This is a genomic window from Pseudomonas sp. (genome assembly GCF_002796985.1).
Classification (GTDB): domain Bacteria; phylum Pseudomonadota; class Gammaproteobacteria; order Pseudomonadales; family Pseudomonadaceae; genus Pseudomonas.
Genome location: NZ_PEKX01000003.1, coordinates 1 through 18018 on the forward strand (window position 1 = coordinate 1; position 18018 = coordinate 18018).

Annotated in this window: 15 protein-coding genes; 2 read left to right on the top strand and 13 right to left on the bottom strand. The window is 61.7% G+C overall.

What is annotated here, in order from left to right; genetic code table 11:
* The first annotated feature begins 1506 nt into the window (after positions 1-1506).
* Complete coding sequence (locus CTR55_RS02495) at positions 1507-2505, top strand: nitronate monooxygenase (RefSeq protein ID WP_296283968.1); 999 nt, start codon at positions 1507-1509, stop codon at positions 2503-2505.
* Between the two features lie 86 nt (positions 2506-2591).
* Here CTR55_RS02495 and CTR55_RS02500 read toward each other — a convergent pair whose 3' ends face one another.
* The 6 genes from CTR55_RS02500 to CTR55_RS02525 all read right to left on the bottom strand — a co-directional run bounded on the left by CTR55_RS02500 (position 2592) and on the right by CTR55_RS02525 (position 9968).
* Positions 2592-3011, bottom strand: coding sequence for a hypothetical protein (locus CTR55_RS02500; protein WP_296283969.1), 420 nt, complete (start codon positions 3009-3011; stop codon positions 2592-2594).
* Positions 3012-3427: 416 nt separating this feature from the next.
* Complete coding sequence (locus CTR55_RS02505; RefSeq protein WP_296283970.1) at positions 3428-4660, bottom strand: MFS transporter; 1233 nt, start codon at positions 4658-4660, stop codon at positions 3428-3430.
* A gap of 71 nt (positions 4661-4731) precedes the next feature.
* Positions 4732-6042, bottom strand: a complete 1311-nt coding sequence (locus tag CTR55_RS02510) for an outer membrane beta-barrel protein (protein WP_296284084.1) — start codon at positions 6040-6042, stop codon at positions 4732-4734.
* A gap of 178 nt (positions 6043-6220) precedes the next feature.
* Positions 6221-7987, bottom strand: a complete 1767-nt coding sequence (locus CTR55_RS02515; protein WP_296283971.1) for an FAD-dependent monooxygenase — start codon at positions 7985-7987, stop codon at positions 6221-6223.
* A 167-nt stretch (positions 7988-8154) separates the two neighbouring features.
* Positions 8155-9060: a VOC family protein gene (locus tag CTR55_RS02520; protein WP_296283972.1), complete on the bottom strand. Its 906-nt coding sequence runs from the start codon at positions 9058-9060 to the stop codon at positions 8155-8157.
* A 74-nt stretch (positions 9061-9134) separates the two neighbouring features.
* Positions 9135-9968, bottom strand: a complete 834-nt coding sequence (locus tag CTR55_RS02525) for a fumarylacetoacetate hydrolase family protein (protein WP_296283973.1) — start codon at positions 9966-9968, stop codon at positions 9135-9137.
* A 171-nt stretch (positions 9969-10139) separates the two neighbouring features.
* On the opposite strand from CTR55_RS02525, the gene CTR55_RS02530 reads away from it, so the two are divergent.
* Positions 10140-10856 (top strand): FCD domain-containing protein, encoded by a 717-nt coding sequence (locus tag CTR55_RS02530; RefSeq protein WP_296283974.1) that lies wholly within the window; start codon positions 10140-10142, stop codon positions 10854-10856.
* Between the two features lie 22 nt (positions 10857-10878).
* Here CTR55_RS02530 and CTR55_RS02535 read toward each other — a convergent pair whose 3' ends face one another.
* From CTR55_RS02535 to CTR55_RS02565, 7 genes are read right to left on the bottom strand one after another with little or no spacing between them, the layout of a single operon-like run.
* Entirely contained in the window at positions 10879-11790 is a 912-nt protein-coding gene (locus CTR55_RS02535) for a LysR substrate-binding domain-containing protein (protein ID WP_296283975.1), read from the bottom strand.
* Between the two features lie 41 nt (positions 11791-11831).
* The gene (locus tag CTR55_RS02540) at positions 11832-12782 is read right to left on the bottom strand and encodes an HlyD family secretion protein (protein ID WP_296283976.1); all 951 of its coding nucleotides are present in this window, start codon (positions 12780-12782) and stop codon (positions 11832-11834) included.
* A 2-nt stretch (positions 12783-12784) separates the two neighbouring features.
* A complete protein-coding gene (locus CTR55_RS02545; protein ID WP_296283977.1) occupies positions 12785-12991 on the bottom strand; it encodes a DUF1656 domain-containing protein in 207 nt (68 codons plus the stop codon).
* Complete coding sequence (locus tag CTR55_RS02550; protein WP_296283978.1) at positions 12975-15137, bottom strand: FUSC family protein; 2163 nt, start codon at positions 15135-15137, stop codon at positions 12975-12977. The genes CTR55_RS02545 and CTR55_RS02550 overlap by 17 nt, the downstream gene beginning before the upstream one ends.
* Positions 15138-15145: 8 nt before the next feature.
* On the bottom strand, positions 15146-16570 hold the full coding sequence (locus CTR55_RS02555; protein WP_296283979.1) for an OprD family outer membrane porin: 1425 nt from the start codon (positions 16568-16570) through the stop codon (positions 15146-15148).
* Between the two features lie 11 nt (positions 16571-16581).
* Entirely contained in the window at positions 16582-17523 is a 942-nt protein-coding gene (locus tag CTR55_RS02560) for a pirin family protein (protein ID WP_296283980.1), read from the bottom strand.
* Between the two features lie 58 nt (positions 17524-17581).
* Positions 17582-17980, bottom strand: a complete 399-nt coding sequence (locus CTR55_RS02565) for an OsmC family protein (protein ID WP_296283981.1) — start codon at positions 17978-17980, stop codon at positions 17582-17584.
* Positions 17981-18018: the final 38 nt, after the last annotated feature.

Below are 18018 nucleotides of genomic sequence, written 5' to 3' on the forward strand. Positions count from 1 at the left end.
TGTCGAATCAAGAGCTTGCAAAGCTCATGAACATTATGAACATGGCTTACCGTTTAACATAATATACATTATGCGAATCCTAGGGTTTCAGTTCCAGAGGTGAGCTGGACGTTTCGAACCTGCCGGCACTGTCGCTCGCCATGAAAAAGCGCACTCGATGCCGTGAAAAGAAAATACGCGGTGGATCAAGCGGAAACAGCTGCTACTTCATGCGGCTGGATAGCTGGCCGGGCTCAGAGCGCGCTCGCACCTCTCAATGAACGCACTCGCCCCAGGGTTGCTCAGAAAGAACGGCTCCGGTGGACAACTGCAAGCGGCAAGGCTGCGCCAGGCAGATAGTTTTTTGGCCATCATTTACTATGAAAATGAAACCTCAGTTCCTACGACTAGACCCGGATGTTGCAGATTGTTCTGAAAAATCCCCCAAGAGATATCAATCGCGTGCAGCACCCACCATGCCTCAATAATCCACCAGCCCTTGCTTGGTTTTCACGAGTTCAACTTCTTTAACCTAAGAGGCGAACTTCCAGTGGTACTTGGCTACCTGAGAACACTTCCCGAGCAAACCATGGCCATTGTTGGATACCGGCCGTGCGGGGTTTCTCAAGTCTTATGCTGACAATCAAGCAATCAAGCAATCAAGCAATCAAGCAATCAAGCAATCAAGCAATCGACAACTCGTACCGCACTATCGAGCTTCGCCTCCGGGATATCGGGGCCTTCATGGCATTTTGCCTCAGTCCGCCTGCCGATACCTGAACGAGGATTGGCATCCGTTCGCTGCCACAGTTCCAGAACGAGAACCCTGACCGCCCTCCCCTTGAGCGGCTACAAAATCTCTCAGGGCTCTGTCTCCCAAGCATTTGCAGATCGAGACCGCCGAACTCATGGCGGAGGGCGCCCCAGTTCATACGCGCCCCTTTTTTATTGTTGCCACCTCTTCTCCATGTACCTGCGAGTCTCTGACCTCGTAGGGCGCGATAATTGGAGCCCCGTGATGGGAGGTTTTCCAGAGATACCGCTAGGACCTGGTGATTTCACGTTGTGGGAAAAGGGAACAAGGCAGCAAAAATTAGCGTGCGCGACGAATTCATTGAGTTATATCTGATTAGGTGTCGTAGGCACCTAAAGTTAATTCCCCTGCCCTCCGCGCATGAGAATCTGCAAGAGGTGCGCTGCCCTTTGCCAGATCGCATGGACGTCAACCAGATCCCGAGTTGACTCATCCAGCACAGTCACCAAGCGACCTTCAGTAGTTTGCTCTCGTACAAGTGACTCCGGGATCTGGCCAGCCACAAACCAGCAAGGGTTGCGTCGACAATCGCATCTTCGTCACTGAGCTGATGCGTCGGCGGACGGGCGTTGCGGTCTTTACTGCTGAACAGGTGTTCAGCTATATGGGTGTCCCGACCGCAGCCCACGCCGAGCGAATTGGGAACACCACTGATCTCCCTCCCCGGGCGGTTCGCGCCGCCCTTCCATGCTCTTCGCCAAATCGGAGTGCCCATGCGTAACCAGCTGTTCAGAACTCGCATTACCGAGATGCTTGGTATCCGTCATCCCATTCTTTGCGGCGGCATGGGCCCCAGCGTGTCAGACGCGAGCTACGTCGCGGCTGCGGTCAACGCAGGCGGGATGGGATTTGTGGTTGCTGCCGGCTTCCCTGATCTGGATGAGTTCCGCGAACAGCTCCGCCAGTGTCGCAGCCTCACATCAGGAAAAGGGTTCGGAGTGAACCTCTACCTTTCCGGCCAGGCCAACGTTGCTGAGCGCTTGCGGCAACAGGTAAGGATTCTTGCTGAAGAAGAAGTGCTCTGTGTCGAAACATCGGGTGGAAGCCCCGAGGAAGTCCTGCCGGCGCTGCGAGAAGCGGGTATCAAGGTTCTGCACAAGGTTCCGGCGGTTCGCTATGCGCGATCAGCCGCTCGTCTTGGCGTGGACGCAGTGATCGTCGTTGGCAACGACTGCGGTGGTCATCCAGGAACCTACGGCATCAGCAGCATGGTTCAGGCAGCCCATGCACCGAAAGAGCTCTCCATTCCCGTCGTTATCGGTGGCGGGATCGGTGCGGGAAGCCAACTGGCGGCGACACTGATGATGGGGGCCGATGCGATCCTGATGGGGTCGCGGATGCTGGTAGCCGAGGAGTTGTGGATTCACCGCCAGTACAAGGAACGGCTGGTTCAGAGCGATGGCACAGAAAGCATCATCGTGAAGACCGGCCTGCGCCAACATCACAGAGTTCTGAACAATGACAGCGCCAAAGCTGTGGCCGCACTGGACGCGGCGGGAGCGAGCGATTTCGAAAGCTATCGTCCTCACGTCATGGGCATGCTAACGACCCAAGCCTACAAGACAGGGGATAGCCGCCAAGGCATGCTCGATTACGGCCCATCGATCGTATTTGCTAACGCCGTGCAAAGCGTGGAAGCCATTTTTGATTCGGTGCTTGATGATGCGCGCCATGCGATGCAGCGCCTGGAAGATCTGAGCTGCAACGGGTGATCGAAAACATCCCCAATCTGGGGCTCAAATGCTTTTGGTCATGGGTAGTAATCGGCCAATAACGGCCCTTGGCCGAGGAGCTCCCGTCAGCGCTTTATAAATGTTGCTAATAGCATGATTACGAACGCTGCCAACCAAAAATAGAAGCCGATCCCCATACCTGTGACATAGATCGATGGCGGTTCTTTGTCGCTGAATATGCGAGACACGAAGGGCGAAGTGCAGGCCACCAGCAAGCCAACAATTGCGGTGAGTTGTGCTACTCGAAAGCCCCCAGCGTAAAAGGCTATGGTGCCCAAAAGTAAAGGATTGGCGTACCAAGCCATCGACCAATACTTCCCACTCCCTATAATCGCCGACCAGCCGAAGAGCGCTACCTCCCAGCCATACATGCTAACGGGAATGCGATCCTCTCCCCAGCGTTCCTCCGTGTGAAGGGCTGGCAGTGCGAAGGAAATGGCGTAGGGCGCAAGCGCTAAGAGAATGAACATCCAAGACTGTTTCATAAAGCATTCCTCGCATAGCTTATGAGTACCAGCCTCCGGTAAGTCCAGATCAATTCATTTATAGACGCTCCGTGCTGCCTACCTACGGAATTCGACCATCCGCTTAGGGTCGGTAGCTGCCTCCTACGCCAGGCAATTAATGGCCGATAGCAGCTCTGTTAGTAGCCATGACCCAGGTTCGTCCTGCAAACGAACCACAGTCTGCTATCTGCTGTGGACAGCGGATGTAGACCAATTTCGTCCAGGGCAACGCCAGCTTTTGACCAGCGCCGCCCTGGACCACCAGAAGAGAAAGACGCTGCAGCGCACGGGTAATGCGGGCGGCGGCATGCGCATCTGCACATGACTAATGAAGAACGGGCGGTAGGCCCGGCTTCAACATGCCGACGTCCTGTCGGCACTATCCGCGAGCAACCTCAGACGGCATCACCTGCCTGCCCTTGCGCCGCCGAACGCCGTGCCGGTGCGGTTTCGCGCAGACACGCAGCTACCAGGAGCCCCAGCACGACACCGGACAGCGCCAGGTAAAGGGTCTTCTCGATGCCATAGTGCTGGGCGATGTAGCCAGCCAACGCCGGCGCGACGCCGCCGCCGAATACCTCGCCAATGCCGACGACCAGTCCGGTAGCGGTAGAAATCAGTGCCGGCGGCACCGACTCACTGGTGAGCGGTCCGACGATCATGCAGACCATGCTGAAGTTGAAGAAGGTGGTCGCGAACAGCAGCAGGAACAGCTTCATCGGCTCGGCGCCGGTATGGATCATCAGCCAGAGCGCCACACCGGTAGCGACGCACGAGATCAGTGCGACCGGCTTGCGGCCCAGGCGATCCGACAATGTCGGCATCAGCACCATGCCGCAGAAGCCGCCGAAGCCGATGGCCGACATGACGAAGCCCATCTGCTGCATGCCCAGATGCAGGTAGTCCGTCAGGTAGTTGGGCAACATCACCGAACTGACAAACAGGCTGGTGAGCATGCAGAACATGCCCACCAGGTTGAGCAGCACATTCCGGTAGCGCAACGCTGCCAGCCAGTCACTCCCGATGCTGTGCGCCGGCTCGCTCGCTGGGCGCTGGGCTACGGGTTCACGCAGGACCTTGTACAGCCCCCAGGCCAGGAGGAAACCCGGCACCGAGACCAGCACGAACACCCAGCGCCAGGATGGCACCACCAGCAGCAACTGGGTGGCGATGATGGGTGCAAGGCCCAGCCCCAGCAGCGGGAAGAACGCCTGCTGAATCCCGATGTTCATACCCAGCCGCGAGGGATGCGACGCTTCCGCGGTGGCGGCGATCGAGGTGGGTGTGAAGGCGCCCTCCGCCACGCCCATCACGGCGCGAATGAGCAGAAGCCCCCCGACACCGCTGGCAAGCCCCGAGAAGCCGGCCAGCAGGGAGAAGACGATCACCGCTGGAATGATCACCTTGCGGCGACCGATGCGGTCGGACAGTCGCCCCATGAAGATCGAGGAGATCCCCCAGGCCAGGGCGAGGATCGCGGAAATATTGCCAAGGTCCTGATAGTCCAGGCCGAGGTCACGCATCATCACCGGGTACAAGGGCAGGATGATGAAACGGTCCAGGCCGACCAGGCCGAAACCGATGGCCAACAGTGCCACGGCCTTCCATTCGTACTTTTTATCGAACATACGGGTGCTCCTCTGCCGCTATGGGCATGGATGGAATGAGCGTCGATTGTGAAGGTGGGATGCAGGTTGGATCAGAAGTACACGAGGGCTTCGACCAGGCCGGTCAACTGGGTGCGGTCGCGGCCGTTGCCGTAGACGCGGTCGTGTTCGATGGGCTCGAACCAGTCGTAACGCAGTTCGGGGCGGATGCTGATATTGCGCGTGGCATCCCAGCGAAAGCCCATCGTCAAGGCGTTGAAGTCGCCGCGGGCGTTGCTGGTGGGGAACAGCACGAAGGCATCGCGATCGCGGAAGTGCTCGCCGCGAACGGAGAAGGCAAGGTCTTTGCGATACTGGTAGGTCAGCACGCTATTGATCCCCCACCAGGACGCCCCGTCGAACCCTGGCCCCGTGACGATATCGACGGTGTCGGCCTTCCCGTCCCCGGACTGGCGACCGTAGACCACCTCGCCGCCCATCGACCAGCGGGAGTCGAAGGCGTGCCAGGCGTTCAGTGAGTGCTGCTGACGCAACTGGCCGTCGCGAGACACCAGCCGCGCCGTGGGGGCCTGGACGTCATCGAAGTCATGATTCTCCTCGTTGCCGACCATGAACTCGTAATCGATCCAGGTCTGCATGTCCGGCGTACGCCAGCGCAGCGCGCCCAGCACTGACTTGCCGCTGTTGTTGTCGCGCAGGTTGTTGCGTCCCTGCACCACGCCCAGTTCGGCGCCGAGAATGCCGCTCTCATCGTTGAGCAAACGGGTGCTGGCAAGGAATCCGGATACGGTGCTGGCTTCGGAGACGAAGGCATAGGTCTTGCTGGCGAACGGGTTCCGCGCCTCACGAATGTTCGGTGGAATCTCGTAACCGGTGGCCGGGCCGAAGATCCCGGCAATCAGGCTGAACCCCGGGCCATAGGGCAGGTACACGGAGGCAAACAGGTTCGGCGTGGCGACGAACTTTTCCTTGTCACGTTTGGCTCGCTCGGGATCGTCATCACCCGGAGAGTTGGCGGGCCAGTGCATGTCCCAGCCGAAGGTGCGCGCGAACTGACCATTGCGTCCGTACAGCGTCTCCATGCTGAAACCGAAGGACACCTCTTCGGGCTTGGGCCCCGGTAGCGGCGTGACCCTGGGCACGACGTTGGCCGCGAGCGGCTTGTCGACGAACAGGTGCACCGACGCCAGCTCCAGGCCTTCATCGGAGAACCCGGTCAGAGGCAGGTTGCTCAAACCGTCCTCGCGTTCGTCATGGGTGGATCGGTTGTTACGGGCATAGCCGACATCCAGCAAACCGGAAATCCGTATGCCGTGGTCACGCTCCAGCTCAGGGCCTAGCAACCAGCGCGCCAGAGAGCCTTCGCCCTTCTCTTCTCCTTCGGCCTGAGCGCTCAGTGCCATTACGGCGAGCAAACCGGCGCTTATGGGCATCATCACCTTGTTCAACATACCTGCCTCTTGTTCTTGTTGTTGTGGTTAGGGCGAGTCCCTTCCCGGGAGGGCCTTCGCGGGGCAAAACGCTCCCGTACCGGGCCGTGGCCGGCCCAGCGGGAAGGGACTCATGAACGGGAAGGAAAACTCAGTGGCGAGCGAGCACTGCCTTCAAGGCATCCAGCAACTGAGCCTCGGCGGATTGCGAGACGCTCTGGGCGCGCCAGGCGACATGCTTGTCGGGACGGACCAGCACGCAGCCGTCCTCGTGTATCTCACGCAGCCGCGCCCAATCGCCGTAGCTGTCGGTGTATTCCAGGCCCAGGCCGATACGGCGTACGACCAGCTCGATGCCCAGCTCCTGTGCCGCCAGCCTGGCGGCATGACGCCAGGCTTCGCCGCCGTGCCCGATGAGCAGCGTGAAGCGCCCCTGGCTGCAGATATCCAGGGTTGAGAGCTTGCGGCCCGCCTCGTCATGCAGCCAGGCATGCGGCAAGTGAGCCCCTGGCCAGGTGGTCGGGTGATAGTAGAGTTCAGGGTCCCGGCTATAGGCAGGCGCCTCGCTGCCGTCGCCCGCGACCGCGTCGCTGCGGTAGCGCTGGCCCAGCTCTACGCCATGGCAGTTGAACTGGTAGTTCTGCAGTTGAATGGCCTGCTCCAGCGCAGCGCGACGCTCACGGCCGGCAGCTGAGTCCGTGCTGAGCTCGTGCAGGCTCGCCCAACCCTCGGCCTCGGTTTGACCCGGCTGGAAGCCAAGGGCATTGGAGATCGGCAGCATGTTGCGCACGCTCTCCATGGCGCGGTCCACCACCTGGCAGCCCACCGGCTGGCGCTCCTGGCTATAGGTCTCGAGCAATCCCGTACCGGCTTCACCCTTGAGGACCATGGCCAGCTTCCAGGCCAGGTTGTAGGCATCCTGTACCGAGGTGTTGGTGCCCAGGCCGTTGGCCGGCGGATGACGGTGCACGGCATCGCCACAGCAGAACACCCGCCCTTCGGAATAGTGGCTGGCAACCACATGGTTGATCTGCCACTTGCTGGTGGCAAGCACTTCCACGGGGATGTCGGCGTCACCGATGACCCGACGAGCCCGTTCGATCACCGCGGCTTCGCTGAGATCCGGCTCACCCTGTGCGGGGTCGTACATGAACAGCATCACCCATTCGTTCCACGGACGAACGCAGATGAAAGTACCGCTGCCCACCCAGTAATCATTGCCCGGCTGCACCATCCAATAGAGCACGCCAGGGCGGCTTTCGCAGTAGCGGCGCAGGTCTGCGCGCAGCCAGACGTTCACCGCACAACCCAGGCCCATCTCGCCTTCCAGCGGGATGCCGAGCAACTCCATCACCCGGCTGCGCGCACCGTCGGCGCCGATCATGTAGCGGGCGCGCACAGTGAACTCGCATCCGGTGCCGCGATCGAGAACGCGTGCGGTGACCCCCTCGGCGTCCTGGGTAAAGTCCAGGAGCTCATGATTGAAGCGCATCTCGCTGCCGGCGCGCAGTCCCTCGTTAGCGAGAATCGGCTCCATCAGGTGCTGGGGGATGTTGCACATGGCCGACGGGCTGGCCAACTCATAGTCGGACTTGCGCTCGATGGCGTTACCCCAGGTCAGCAAACGGCCGAACTCCTGCCCACTGAAACTGGTGGCCCAGACATTGTTGGCCATCAGCTCATGGGGACTGGCGGCAGCGACCACCTGCGATTCGACACCAGCGTCCCGGAACACTTCCATGGTGCGCTGGTTGGTGATGTGCGCCCGCGGGCTGTTGGCAGTCCAGCGATACTTGTTGATCAGCAGGTTGCGGATGCCGTAGCGCGACAGCAGCAAGGACGCCGTGAGGCCGGATGGACCACCTCCGACAATCAGGACGGGGACTTCGATGACCTCGGAGGTGTTTTGCAGTTTCATGGTTGTACTCCGCACTCTTGTTCTTGAAATCGGAAAGTTACCCACCCAGGCGGGCGCTATTGCCTGCGCCCTCTCTCCAGGACCGGGCAAGCCGAACCCGCGCCGCGTGCCGGAAGGCAATCAGCGAATACGAAAGGATGGGCGTCAGGAGGTTGCTGGCGTGCCGGTCAGCCGCCTGCCTCGGTGTTCAGGATGAAATAGTCGGGAACGAGCGGCCCCCAGAGATACAGCGAACTCTCTGCGGGAAAGTCTCCCGCTGGCCACTCACTCCCGGCTTCGATGAAGTCCATTTCCGTGGAGTACTCGCTGAACGAGCCCCACGGGTCGCGGACGTAATGGAAGTAGTTGGAGCCCAGGCAATGCCTGCCCGTGCCCCAGCCTTCGACATACCCGGCGGCGGCCATCTGCTCTGCCCCATTGCCTACGTCGTCGATGGTCGGGACATCCCAGGCTGCGTGGTGGAATCCCTTGGCGCTACTTTTGGCGAAGGCTATCAGGTGGTGATCGCACCCATGCCGCGCATGGGTGAAGGCAATGACGTCCTGGGAGCGGTCGGAAAGCTTCAAACCCAGCGCCTGCTCATAGAAAGCCACAGCCCGCGACACATCCGGAGAAAAGAACAGGACATGGGACAGGCGCTTTGGCCGGACCTGGCACACCCTGTCCCGGCTACCCACGCCACGCAGTTCGCGAACGCCCTGGACTGCCTCGGGGCGCGCATCCGGCATGGTCTTCGCGCCCACCCGGACCTGTATCAGATTGCCGTCCGGATCACGGAACCAGAAGCCGCCGCCGTCACCCTCTTCGAATAGCGCGCCGCTACGCTCCACCTGCTCGCGCAGTCTGGTGAAGTCGGCCTCGAAGCAGTTGAAGCTGATCCAGGCCAGCGATTTGCTCGGCCCCGACAGCATGCGCGCCCAGCGATGCCCGTCGGCAGCCGAAATGTCCAACTGCCCCTCCTGCTCCTGCACATCCAGCCCGAAGTGCTCGAAGAAATGCCGGGCCTGCTGCAGCGAAGGCACATACAGCGCGTAATGATCGATCGAATGTACGCCACGACTCGTGATGCCCATGATCGCCTCCCTCATCTTGTTGTAATCAAAGCCCCAGGGAGGGGGCTTCGCTGTTCATCGGTAGTGGCTACGGCTCAGGCCTCGTCGACCACTGGATTGACCAGCCGGCCGATACCTTCGATGGACACTTCCACGACATCCCCGGCCTTGAGGTAGACCTTGGGGTCCATACCAAATCCGACACCGGCGGGAGTGCCACTGACAATCACATCGCCGGCCTCCAGGGTCACCGCTTCGCTGAGGGTGGAGATGATGGTGGCGACGTCGAACAGCATGTCCTCGGTGTTGGCCGACTGCACGACCCTGCCGTTGACCCTGGTTTGCAGCAGCAGGCCCTTGCCGCCGGGCGGCAGTTCATCTGCGGTAACCAGGTCGGGGCCGAAAGCCCCGGTGTCATCGAAGTTCTTGCCTACGGTCCATTGCGGCGACTTGAACTGGTACTCCCGCACGGAGCCCTCATTGAACAGCGCATAACCAGCCACGCAGTCCAGGGCCTTGTCTTTCGGGATATGCCGGCCGCCACGTTTGAGCACCACCGCCATCTCGCCCTCGTAGTCCAGCGTGTCGGAAACGCGCGGGCGCACCAGCGGCTTGTTATGCGCGGTCAGGCTGCTGTTGAAGCGCGGGAACAGGGTGGGATAGTCCGGCTGCGCATAGGGCGATTCCTTCGTGTGGTCGGCGTAGTTGAGACCGACACAGATGATTTTCCCCGGCTTGCGCATCAACGGCAGGTAGTCCTGCTCGCCAATGTCCACGACAGCCCCCTGCGCCTTCGCGCCGTAGGTGGCCAGATCCTCGCCGCGCGCCAGCAGCGACTCCAGGGTTTCCTCACCCAGCACCTTCACGCCGTCAGGAGTACGAACGCCCAGCACGGCGCGGCCTTGATGATTGAAAGACACATAACGCATGGATCAGGACCTCTTGTTGTGTTGTATGGCCACCGTCACGCAGAACGGCATGGGACAAAGCTAAACCCGGCAAAATATATCGTCAACAATAAAATATATTTTCGTAGGATTTTCTATAAAAAGCCCCGCGTGTATGATCCTTCTAACGCTGATGCATACTGGAAATCTGCAATGAACCAACCCGAACGCTGGATGGAATCGGTCGAAGGCGCCGACAAGCGCACCATGGCTTCGCAGCTCGAATCCCGTGTTCGTCAGGACATCATCAGCGGTCGCCTGGCGCCAGGCAGCAAACTGCGCCTCAAGGAGCTCGCCGACGCCTATGACGCCGGCGTGATTCCGCTACGCGAAGCGCTGTCGCGTCTGGCGGCTACCGGTTTCGTGATCGCCACCGAGCAGAAAGGCTTCAGCGTCGGGCACATCTCCGCCGACGAGATCCGGGACATCACCAATACCCGCCTGCTGATCGAGTGCCAGGCCCTGCGCTTATCCATCACACAAGGCGACCTCGACTGGGAAAGCCGGTTGATTGCCGCCCATCACCGCCTGGACCGTCTACCGGTAGTGGATGGCCCCGAGCGAATGCTGCGGGCGGACTGGGAACAGGCCCACGAAGCCTTCCATACCGTCCTGCTCTCGGCCTGCGACTCGCACTGGCTGATGCGCTTTGCCGGAATGCTCCGGGACCAGACCGCCCGTTATCGGCAGTTGTCGCTGCTGTATGTCGGCAGCAGTGATCGCGACGTGCCCGGCGAACACCGTGCTCTGCTGGACGCGGCCCTGACCCGTGATGTCGAGCGAGCCTGCAGACTGCTCACCGAGCATTACCAAACCACCACCCACAATGTGCTCAAGCATGAGCGGCTGAAGTCCTCCGCTCCAGATTGAGGGGCACCCCAGAGGCTAATGCTCATGGAGTCTCCCTGGCCTCTTCCTCGAACGTCGAGGCCAGGAAGTTGATCAGCTCACGTACTGCCGGCATAAGGCCGCGACGGGAAGGGAAAATGGCGACCACCTCTCCTCTCTTCGGAACCCAGTCGTCAAGCAGCGTAACCAGCCGCCCACGCGCCAGTTCTTCGCGCACGACATCCTCCGGCAGGAGCACTGCCCCAACCTCAGCTAGCGCCCCCTCACGCAGCACGGCAACATCGTCGGAAACCACCCTTGGACGGATATGGATAGACGCTGAAGCGCCATTCGGCCCGTCCAGCTCCCAAAAATAGTCCTGGGTACCTGCTCCCCAATAAAGGCATGGAAGGTCGGCAAGATCCGCAGGGCCCAGTGGCCAGTCGACAGGGGAAAACAAGCCGGGGGCTGCAACCAGGCAGTAGCGGCAGTGCGCGAGCTTGCGCAGGACCAGTTCGCTGCTTTCCATTGGTTGATGACGAACGCTCAAGACCAGGTCGAAGCCCTCGCTGATGATATCGACTCGTCGGTTGAAGCTCTTGACCAACAATTCCACCGTGGGGCACTGGGCCATGAACTGCGCCAGCATGGGTGCCAGGCGCGAGTCCAGCAGTGGAGTGGTGCAGGCCACCCGAATCATGCCCCGCGGTTCGGCTCGTCTGCGCTCGATCGTATCCTCGGCGGCAAAAGCCTGCTCCATCATCGCAACACAGTGGTTGTAATACTCCAGGCCAACCTCTGTGACAGAGAAGTGGCGAGTGGAACGCTGAATCAGACGAACTCCCAGGCGCTCCTCCAGCCTTGAAACGCGGCGGCTCAGGCGTGACTTGGGCAATCCCAGCACGCGGCCGGCCGACGCGAACCCGCCGTGCTCGACCACCTTGGCGTACAAGAACAGGTCGTTCAAATCAAACATGCGTACTGCCCCTCAACCACTTCGCAAAAGCCTTCCCACATCTAGTCATGGACAGTGACCGTAGCGGTGGTCCCCGCGCGCAATGGCGATGCACCGTCTGGGCGGGCGGCAAGGCGCAGGCGAACCGGTATGCGTTGCGCAAGCTTTACCCAGGTGTAGCTCGGGTTGACGTTCGCCAGCAGGCGATTGCCCGGCAGATTCTCCCGGTCGGTGATCGCATAGGCGATGCTCTCCACCGTCCCCTCAAGCTCCTCCCCACTCATCAAGGCAATACGCGCGCGGCTGCCGATCCTGATCCGCGGCAACTTGGTTTCCTCGAAGTAGCCGCTGACATAGAAGGAGTCACGATCGACCAGTGCCAGCAGCGGCGAACCCGACTGGGCGAAATCGCCCTGGCGGGTCAGCAAATTGGTCACATAGCCCGTTACCGGAGCGGTTACCCGGGTACGTTCAAGATCGAGCCGAGCCTGCCTCAGTGCCGCCTCTGCGAGCTGCACATTGGCTTGTGCCAATCCCAGGTTGGACTCTTCTCTGAGCAGATTGGCCGCGGCCACTGCCACATCGGTACTGGACTTCTCCCACTCCTCGGCCGAGATCGCCGAGCGAGACTTGAGCTGCTGTCGCCGTTGCTCCTCGCTGCGCCGCTGCTTCAACAAGGCCCGGTTGGCAACGATGGAGGCCTGCGACTGCCCGAGCGCAGCACGTGCAACTTCCACGGCACGCTGGGCATGCAACACCGCCAACTCGTAGCGGGCCGGGTCGATCTGCAGCAGCAGGTCGCCTTTGCTGACCAACTGATTGTCATGAATGGGGAGCTCGGTGATACGACCACCCACCTCGGCGGATAGGGTCACGACGTCCGCGCGTACCCGAGCGTCGCGGGTCCAGGGCGTGCGGGTGTAATACTCCCAGGCGAACCACCCCAGACTGATGGCAAGCCCCAGTACAACCAGCGTCAACATCTTGGGCAAAAGAGATTTCGATAGAGACATTTTCAGAGAGTTGCTCCCATGAATAACACCAGGGCGGCGCAAATCGCGGCGTACAGCGCCCCCTGGAACAATGCCGGATGCCAGGCAGCCGCCAGTACACCGGTTCGCCTCAGTAATGCGTCCAACACCACGAACAACGGCAAGGCCAGCAGCAGTGCTTGCGCAATCGGCGGCAGGTAGACGCCACCCAACTCAAAGTCCACGGGCATAGGTGTCCTCCTCCAGTGGCTGCGGGGCCGGCCTCTCCAGCACGGTGCGATAGCGCTGGAGTAGCAAGGTTGCAATCGACAGGGCGACACGGATCATGAACAGGCGCCGCAGCTCCTCTCGGCCGAACTCCCGATGAGCCTCATGCAGATCATCCAGGGACTGGCCAAGCTGCCCCAGTTCTCGCAGCAAACCATCCAGCTCCACCTGGCGCCGCGCGCCGATGAAGTCGGCGAGTTCCTGCAATCCCCGGTGCAAACGCAGCTTCGTCTCGTCGGGAAGGGCGGTGCTGCTCTCGCACTGGGCCTTTACCTGGGTCAAGGCTATCGCCAGCCCCGGACAGACCAGGCTGCAATCGAAGAACTCTTTCGATTCCGTATCCGTGGTCGCAGGCAACAGGCCGATCATCATCGACAGCCGGTCCAGCATGCGGCTTTCGAAGTCGAACTGCCGGTTCAGGCTCGTTGTGCCCGACACCTGCCGATATGCGTCCTCACGAGTCTGGCCGAACAGCCAGGCGATTCTCTTCTTTGCGTTGAACGGAAATACCAGCGCGAACACCACCATCGCCAGCACCCCACCCGCCAGGTATCCCCCGGCAAACTCGAACCATTGCACCGCGCTGTTGTGATAGGCCCCGACATTCTGCGGCCCGATCATCAACAGGCTGATCAGCCCGATCCCCATGCCAATGCCGGCGGTCATCGGGCTGGCCAGACCGACCGCCGACAGATACAGCAGCGGTGCCAGGCACAAGGCGAGCATTTCGAAGTCGCCAAAGGCAGGCAGGATGGCGAACTGGTAGACAGCCGACAGGCCAAGCGCTACCAGCAGTCCCCGGTTGTAGTTCTGGCTGGCCAGCAGGGGTCGGGGAAGGGTCGCCATCAGCGAGCACATGACACCAATCAGGATCACCGCGGATCGCGCCCCATCCCAAGCGGTCTCCAACCACACGAGCCCAGCCAGAAACAAAGCCAGGAATGCACGCAACGCATTCATTCCCGCCAGGCGGAAGTCCAGATGCAGCGCCTGCACGCGACCTTGCTCTTGGGGGCAACTGGCCACCCTTCCCTGCTGGATCGCCTCGTTGAGCTCGATCAGTTCGTCCAGCTGTTGCAGCAGCCGAGCTTGCTCCCATCGCAGAGTCCAGGCCAGAGAACGCATCCGCGCCGGCAACGGTTCAGTCGGGAACTCGGCCCGCTCGGCCGCCTCGTCGAAGCCTTGGTAAACGCTTCGTAGCTCGGCGCGCCGCTGCGCCGGCAACGCGACGCCCAGCTGCGCCAGCTCATCCAGACACTCCAGCTCGCGTTGGCGTAACAGCTGAATATCCAGCGGCAGTGGCCCCTGCCAATGTTCCCTGATCAATTCGCGCTGTTGCCGCAGCACTTGCAGCCGCGACACCAGCAGGACCAACTGATTGCCGAACAACTGCACGAGACTGTCGGCACTGTGCAGGTGCGGCGCATCGAAATAGAGATGGCGGCGTAGTCCCTCCAGCGCGCCGATCTCAGCGATCAGTTGTGTCTGGCGCTGGCGGAACTCGCTTTCGCCCTCCTCGGTCCTGACAGCTTCCGCGGCATGACGAGCAATCAGCTTGACCAGGCTGTCGACCTTGGCGAAGTAGCCTTTCGCGACAGCATGGGGACGCGCTGTGAGCAGGCTGACGACAGCGACGCAGGCTACCGCCAGGAGCGTCTCCGTCAGGCGAGTGATTGCCAGCATCAGAACCCCGTCGGGCTCCGGAACGGCCAGCATGGCGACGACCACGGCGGTGAAGCCACTCAACACGAACGCATGGGAATCCGTGTAGCGCAACAGCGTTCCTCCCGCCGTACAGAGCGCCAGCCAGAGGGCCAGGCTGACGATGAAAGGTATCGGCGCCTGGGGGAAAACCGCCATGAGAATGACCGCCACGGCCGCTCCGGCAGTCGTGCCAATGACCTGTGCGAAGCTGCGCTTGAGCGTCATGCCGGCCAGCGGCAGGCTGATGATGATCACGGTCATCAATGCCCATTTCGGCTGGTCCAGATCGAAGAGGAACGCCAGATAGAGGCAGAGCAAGCCGGCCACGACCGTACGCAACGCAAAGAACAGGACATTCCGGCCAGGGCGCATCGCCAGCGTGAAATAGGAAATCAGTGGGGTCATCCAGCGTCTCAGAACAGGCTGATCGGGTAATCGACTATCAGGCGGTATTCATCGGCGCTTGAATTGCCCCGCGTGTTGCCCGGTGCGGTATAGCCGTCACCCTCACGGTGGGCGGCCCAGCGCAGGGTCAGCGACAGGTCCTTCGCCGGCCCCGAAGGCACCAGGTACTTGACCGCGAGGTCGCGTTCCCAGTGCTTGGCGTGCTTGCCGTCCGGGTTGTAGATGTAGCCATAGCCGGCGCTGCCCGGATCCACGCGGGTCAGGTCCGCCTCGCCTCGCGTATAGGCGGCGATGAACTGCAGCGTCGGTGCGCCGACGAAAGTCAGGGGCGTTTCATACTGCACCCGCCAGGACTTTTCCCCCGGCCCGTTGAAGTCAGCGAACTGCTGGGAGTTGCTCAGGTACAGGAAGATCCGGTCGTTCTGCGTGAGGTAATCGAACGGCGTCCGGCCATCGACCTTCTGCAATCCGAGGGTCACGGTCTGCCCATAGGCCGTTGCCGCGAGCCCGGCGCTGTAGGTGTCGTTGTCGATCTGCCCCAGTTGGCTACTACCCTCGTCCCGCGTCTTGAAGTAATGCAGGTAGGGCTTGAGCACCAGCGTGTCGCTCACCGGGATGGCATCCGAGATGCCCAGGTAGTACTGGTTCCAGATGTCCGCGAGTTGGCCGCCATAGGCCGTAATCTGCACGCCCCAGGGGCCGTTGTAGAGGGCTCCCGCCCAGCCCAGATGCGGGCTCTCGCGATCGGCGAGCACCCCGGCCTTGTTGCGTGCGCCGTAGGCAGTGACCAGGTGGCTGTAGCCGCTCTGGTTGCGCAGGCGCGTGGACTCCACGAAGCCCCCATCCACCCAGAGGTCCTGCAGACCGTGGTTCTTCAGCGTGATGCCACGATAGGCCTGCGGAAACAGCCGGCTCGTGCCGCTGGCCACCAGCGGGTTCTCCACCAGTTGGTCCCCGGCCTTGACCAGGGTGTCGCGGTACCGGAGCTTGAGCGCAGCCCCCGCGCTGGAGAATTCTTCACCGGGCTTGAGGTTCGAGTCCAGCGGCAGCAGCCCGGCACCGCCGGAACCGCCGCCGCCATCCAGCTTGAGCCCCAGGAAGGCGTGGGCATCGACCCCCACCCCGATCGGCGTGTCGGTGAAGCCGGAGCGGAACGACAGCAGGAAACCCTGCGCCCACTCGGTGGGATCACGCCTGACCAATGCGGAATGATTGTCGCGCTGTAAGTAGTAGTTGCGCACCAGCCCGTCCAGCCGCGAGCCTTCCACCAGCCCCGGCGGAATAGTCAGCTCGACCGCCTGCCGGTCGTTGACGCCGGTGAAGATATTGTCCTTCTGCCCCAGGGAGTTGTCGGCCTGGGCAGGTAGCGCCAGGAACAGGCCGATTCCCAAAGGGCAGAACAGCCAGCGCCGCTCGACAACCCGGTTGTTCATCGTCGCAACTCTCAGGCGCGCCAGGGCAGCGGAGGCGCAACCAGGCGCGCCCCGTCGAACCCCGTTACCTCGCCGAAGCGGGCACCACCCTCCTCCCACTCGCGCTGCGCCTGGGCGATCTCCGCCTTGCTGTGCCCGACGAAGTTCCACCAGAGGAAAATCTCCTCGGCAAAAGGCTCACCGCCCAGCAGGACGGCGCGGGCACCCGCCGAGGCCTCTAGTTCAAGCGACACCAGGCCGCGCCCAAGATACGCGAACTCGTTTGCACCGAAGACCTCGCCGTTGATGCTCCACTCGCCGGTCAATGGCAGCACGCCGTATTCATGGCTCTGCTCCAGAGCCAACCGGGTACCTGCCGAATCCTGTGCGGCCAGGTCGAGCCCCATCAGCGGTGAGAAGGTACGAGCAGGCGCGCTGTATTGCCCGAAACGCCCGGCAAGCAGCGTCAGCGCGAAGCCGTCCGCCTGCCATTGGGGCAGTTCGGCGTAGTGTTCGAACATTGGCGGGCAGTCACGCTCGGCAGCCGGCAGGGCGATCCACAACTGGACCGCATGCAACTGCGCCTCGTCTGAAAGGGACTCTTCGGTATGAGTGATCCCGTGGCCGGCGGTCATCAGGTTCACCTGGCCCGGGCGGATCACCTGGACGTTGCCCAGGCTGTCGCGATGAAGCACTTCACCGGCGATCATCCAGGTGAAGGTCTGCAGGCCGATATGTGGATGCGGACCGACGCGCAGCCCGCTCCCGGCGGTGAAGGCTGCCGGCCCGGCATGGTCGAGGAAGCACCAGGCTCCGACCATGCGCCGCTGCCGGGAGGGCAGCAGCCGATTGACGGGAATACCGCCGCCGACCTCGGCACTGCGCGAAACCACCCGCTGAATGGCCCGCACGCCGTTGCTCATCGGGCAGTCGGTGGAATGTGACAGCTCGCATTGGGTTTCGTGTGTACTCATCATCAGATCTCCCTGGCTATCGGGAAACTCACGACCTGGGCTACCGACTGCATGGGCTTCACCCGACCAGCTTGCTGGTGATGAGGATTTCCCCGCCCAGCACCTTGTGAATCGGGCAGGCGTTGGCGATCTCCAGCAAGCGCGTGCGCTGCTCGTCCGTCAGTGTCCCGGCCAGATGGATGTCGCGCCCTATCTCCGTCTGCCCCGCCTGCTCCCGCAGCACGCTCAGATCCACATCGACGGACTCAAGCGGCATACCCTTGCGCTGCGCGTACATGGCCACCGTGATGGAGGTGCAGGCGCCCAGCGCGGACAAGAGGAGCTGGTGAGGCGTCGGCCCGGTGTCGCCACCGCCCAGGCCCGCCGGCACATCGCCGAGCCACTCATGCTCGCCATCGCTCAATTTCACCTGGAATGCCACGCCTGCAAAAGACGCACGGACTGTCGGTACTGCCATGGAAACTCCCGAATTCAATGTCGACCTTTCCAGGCCGG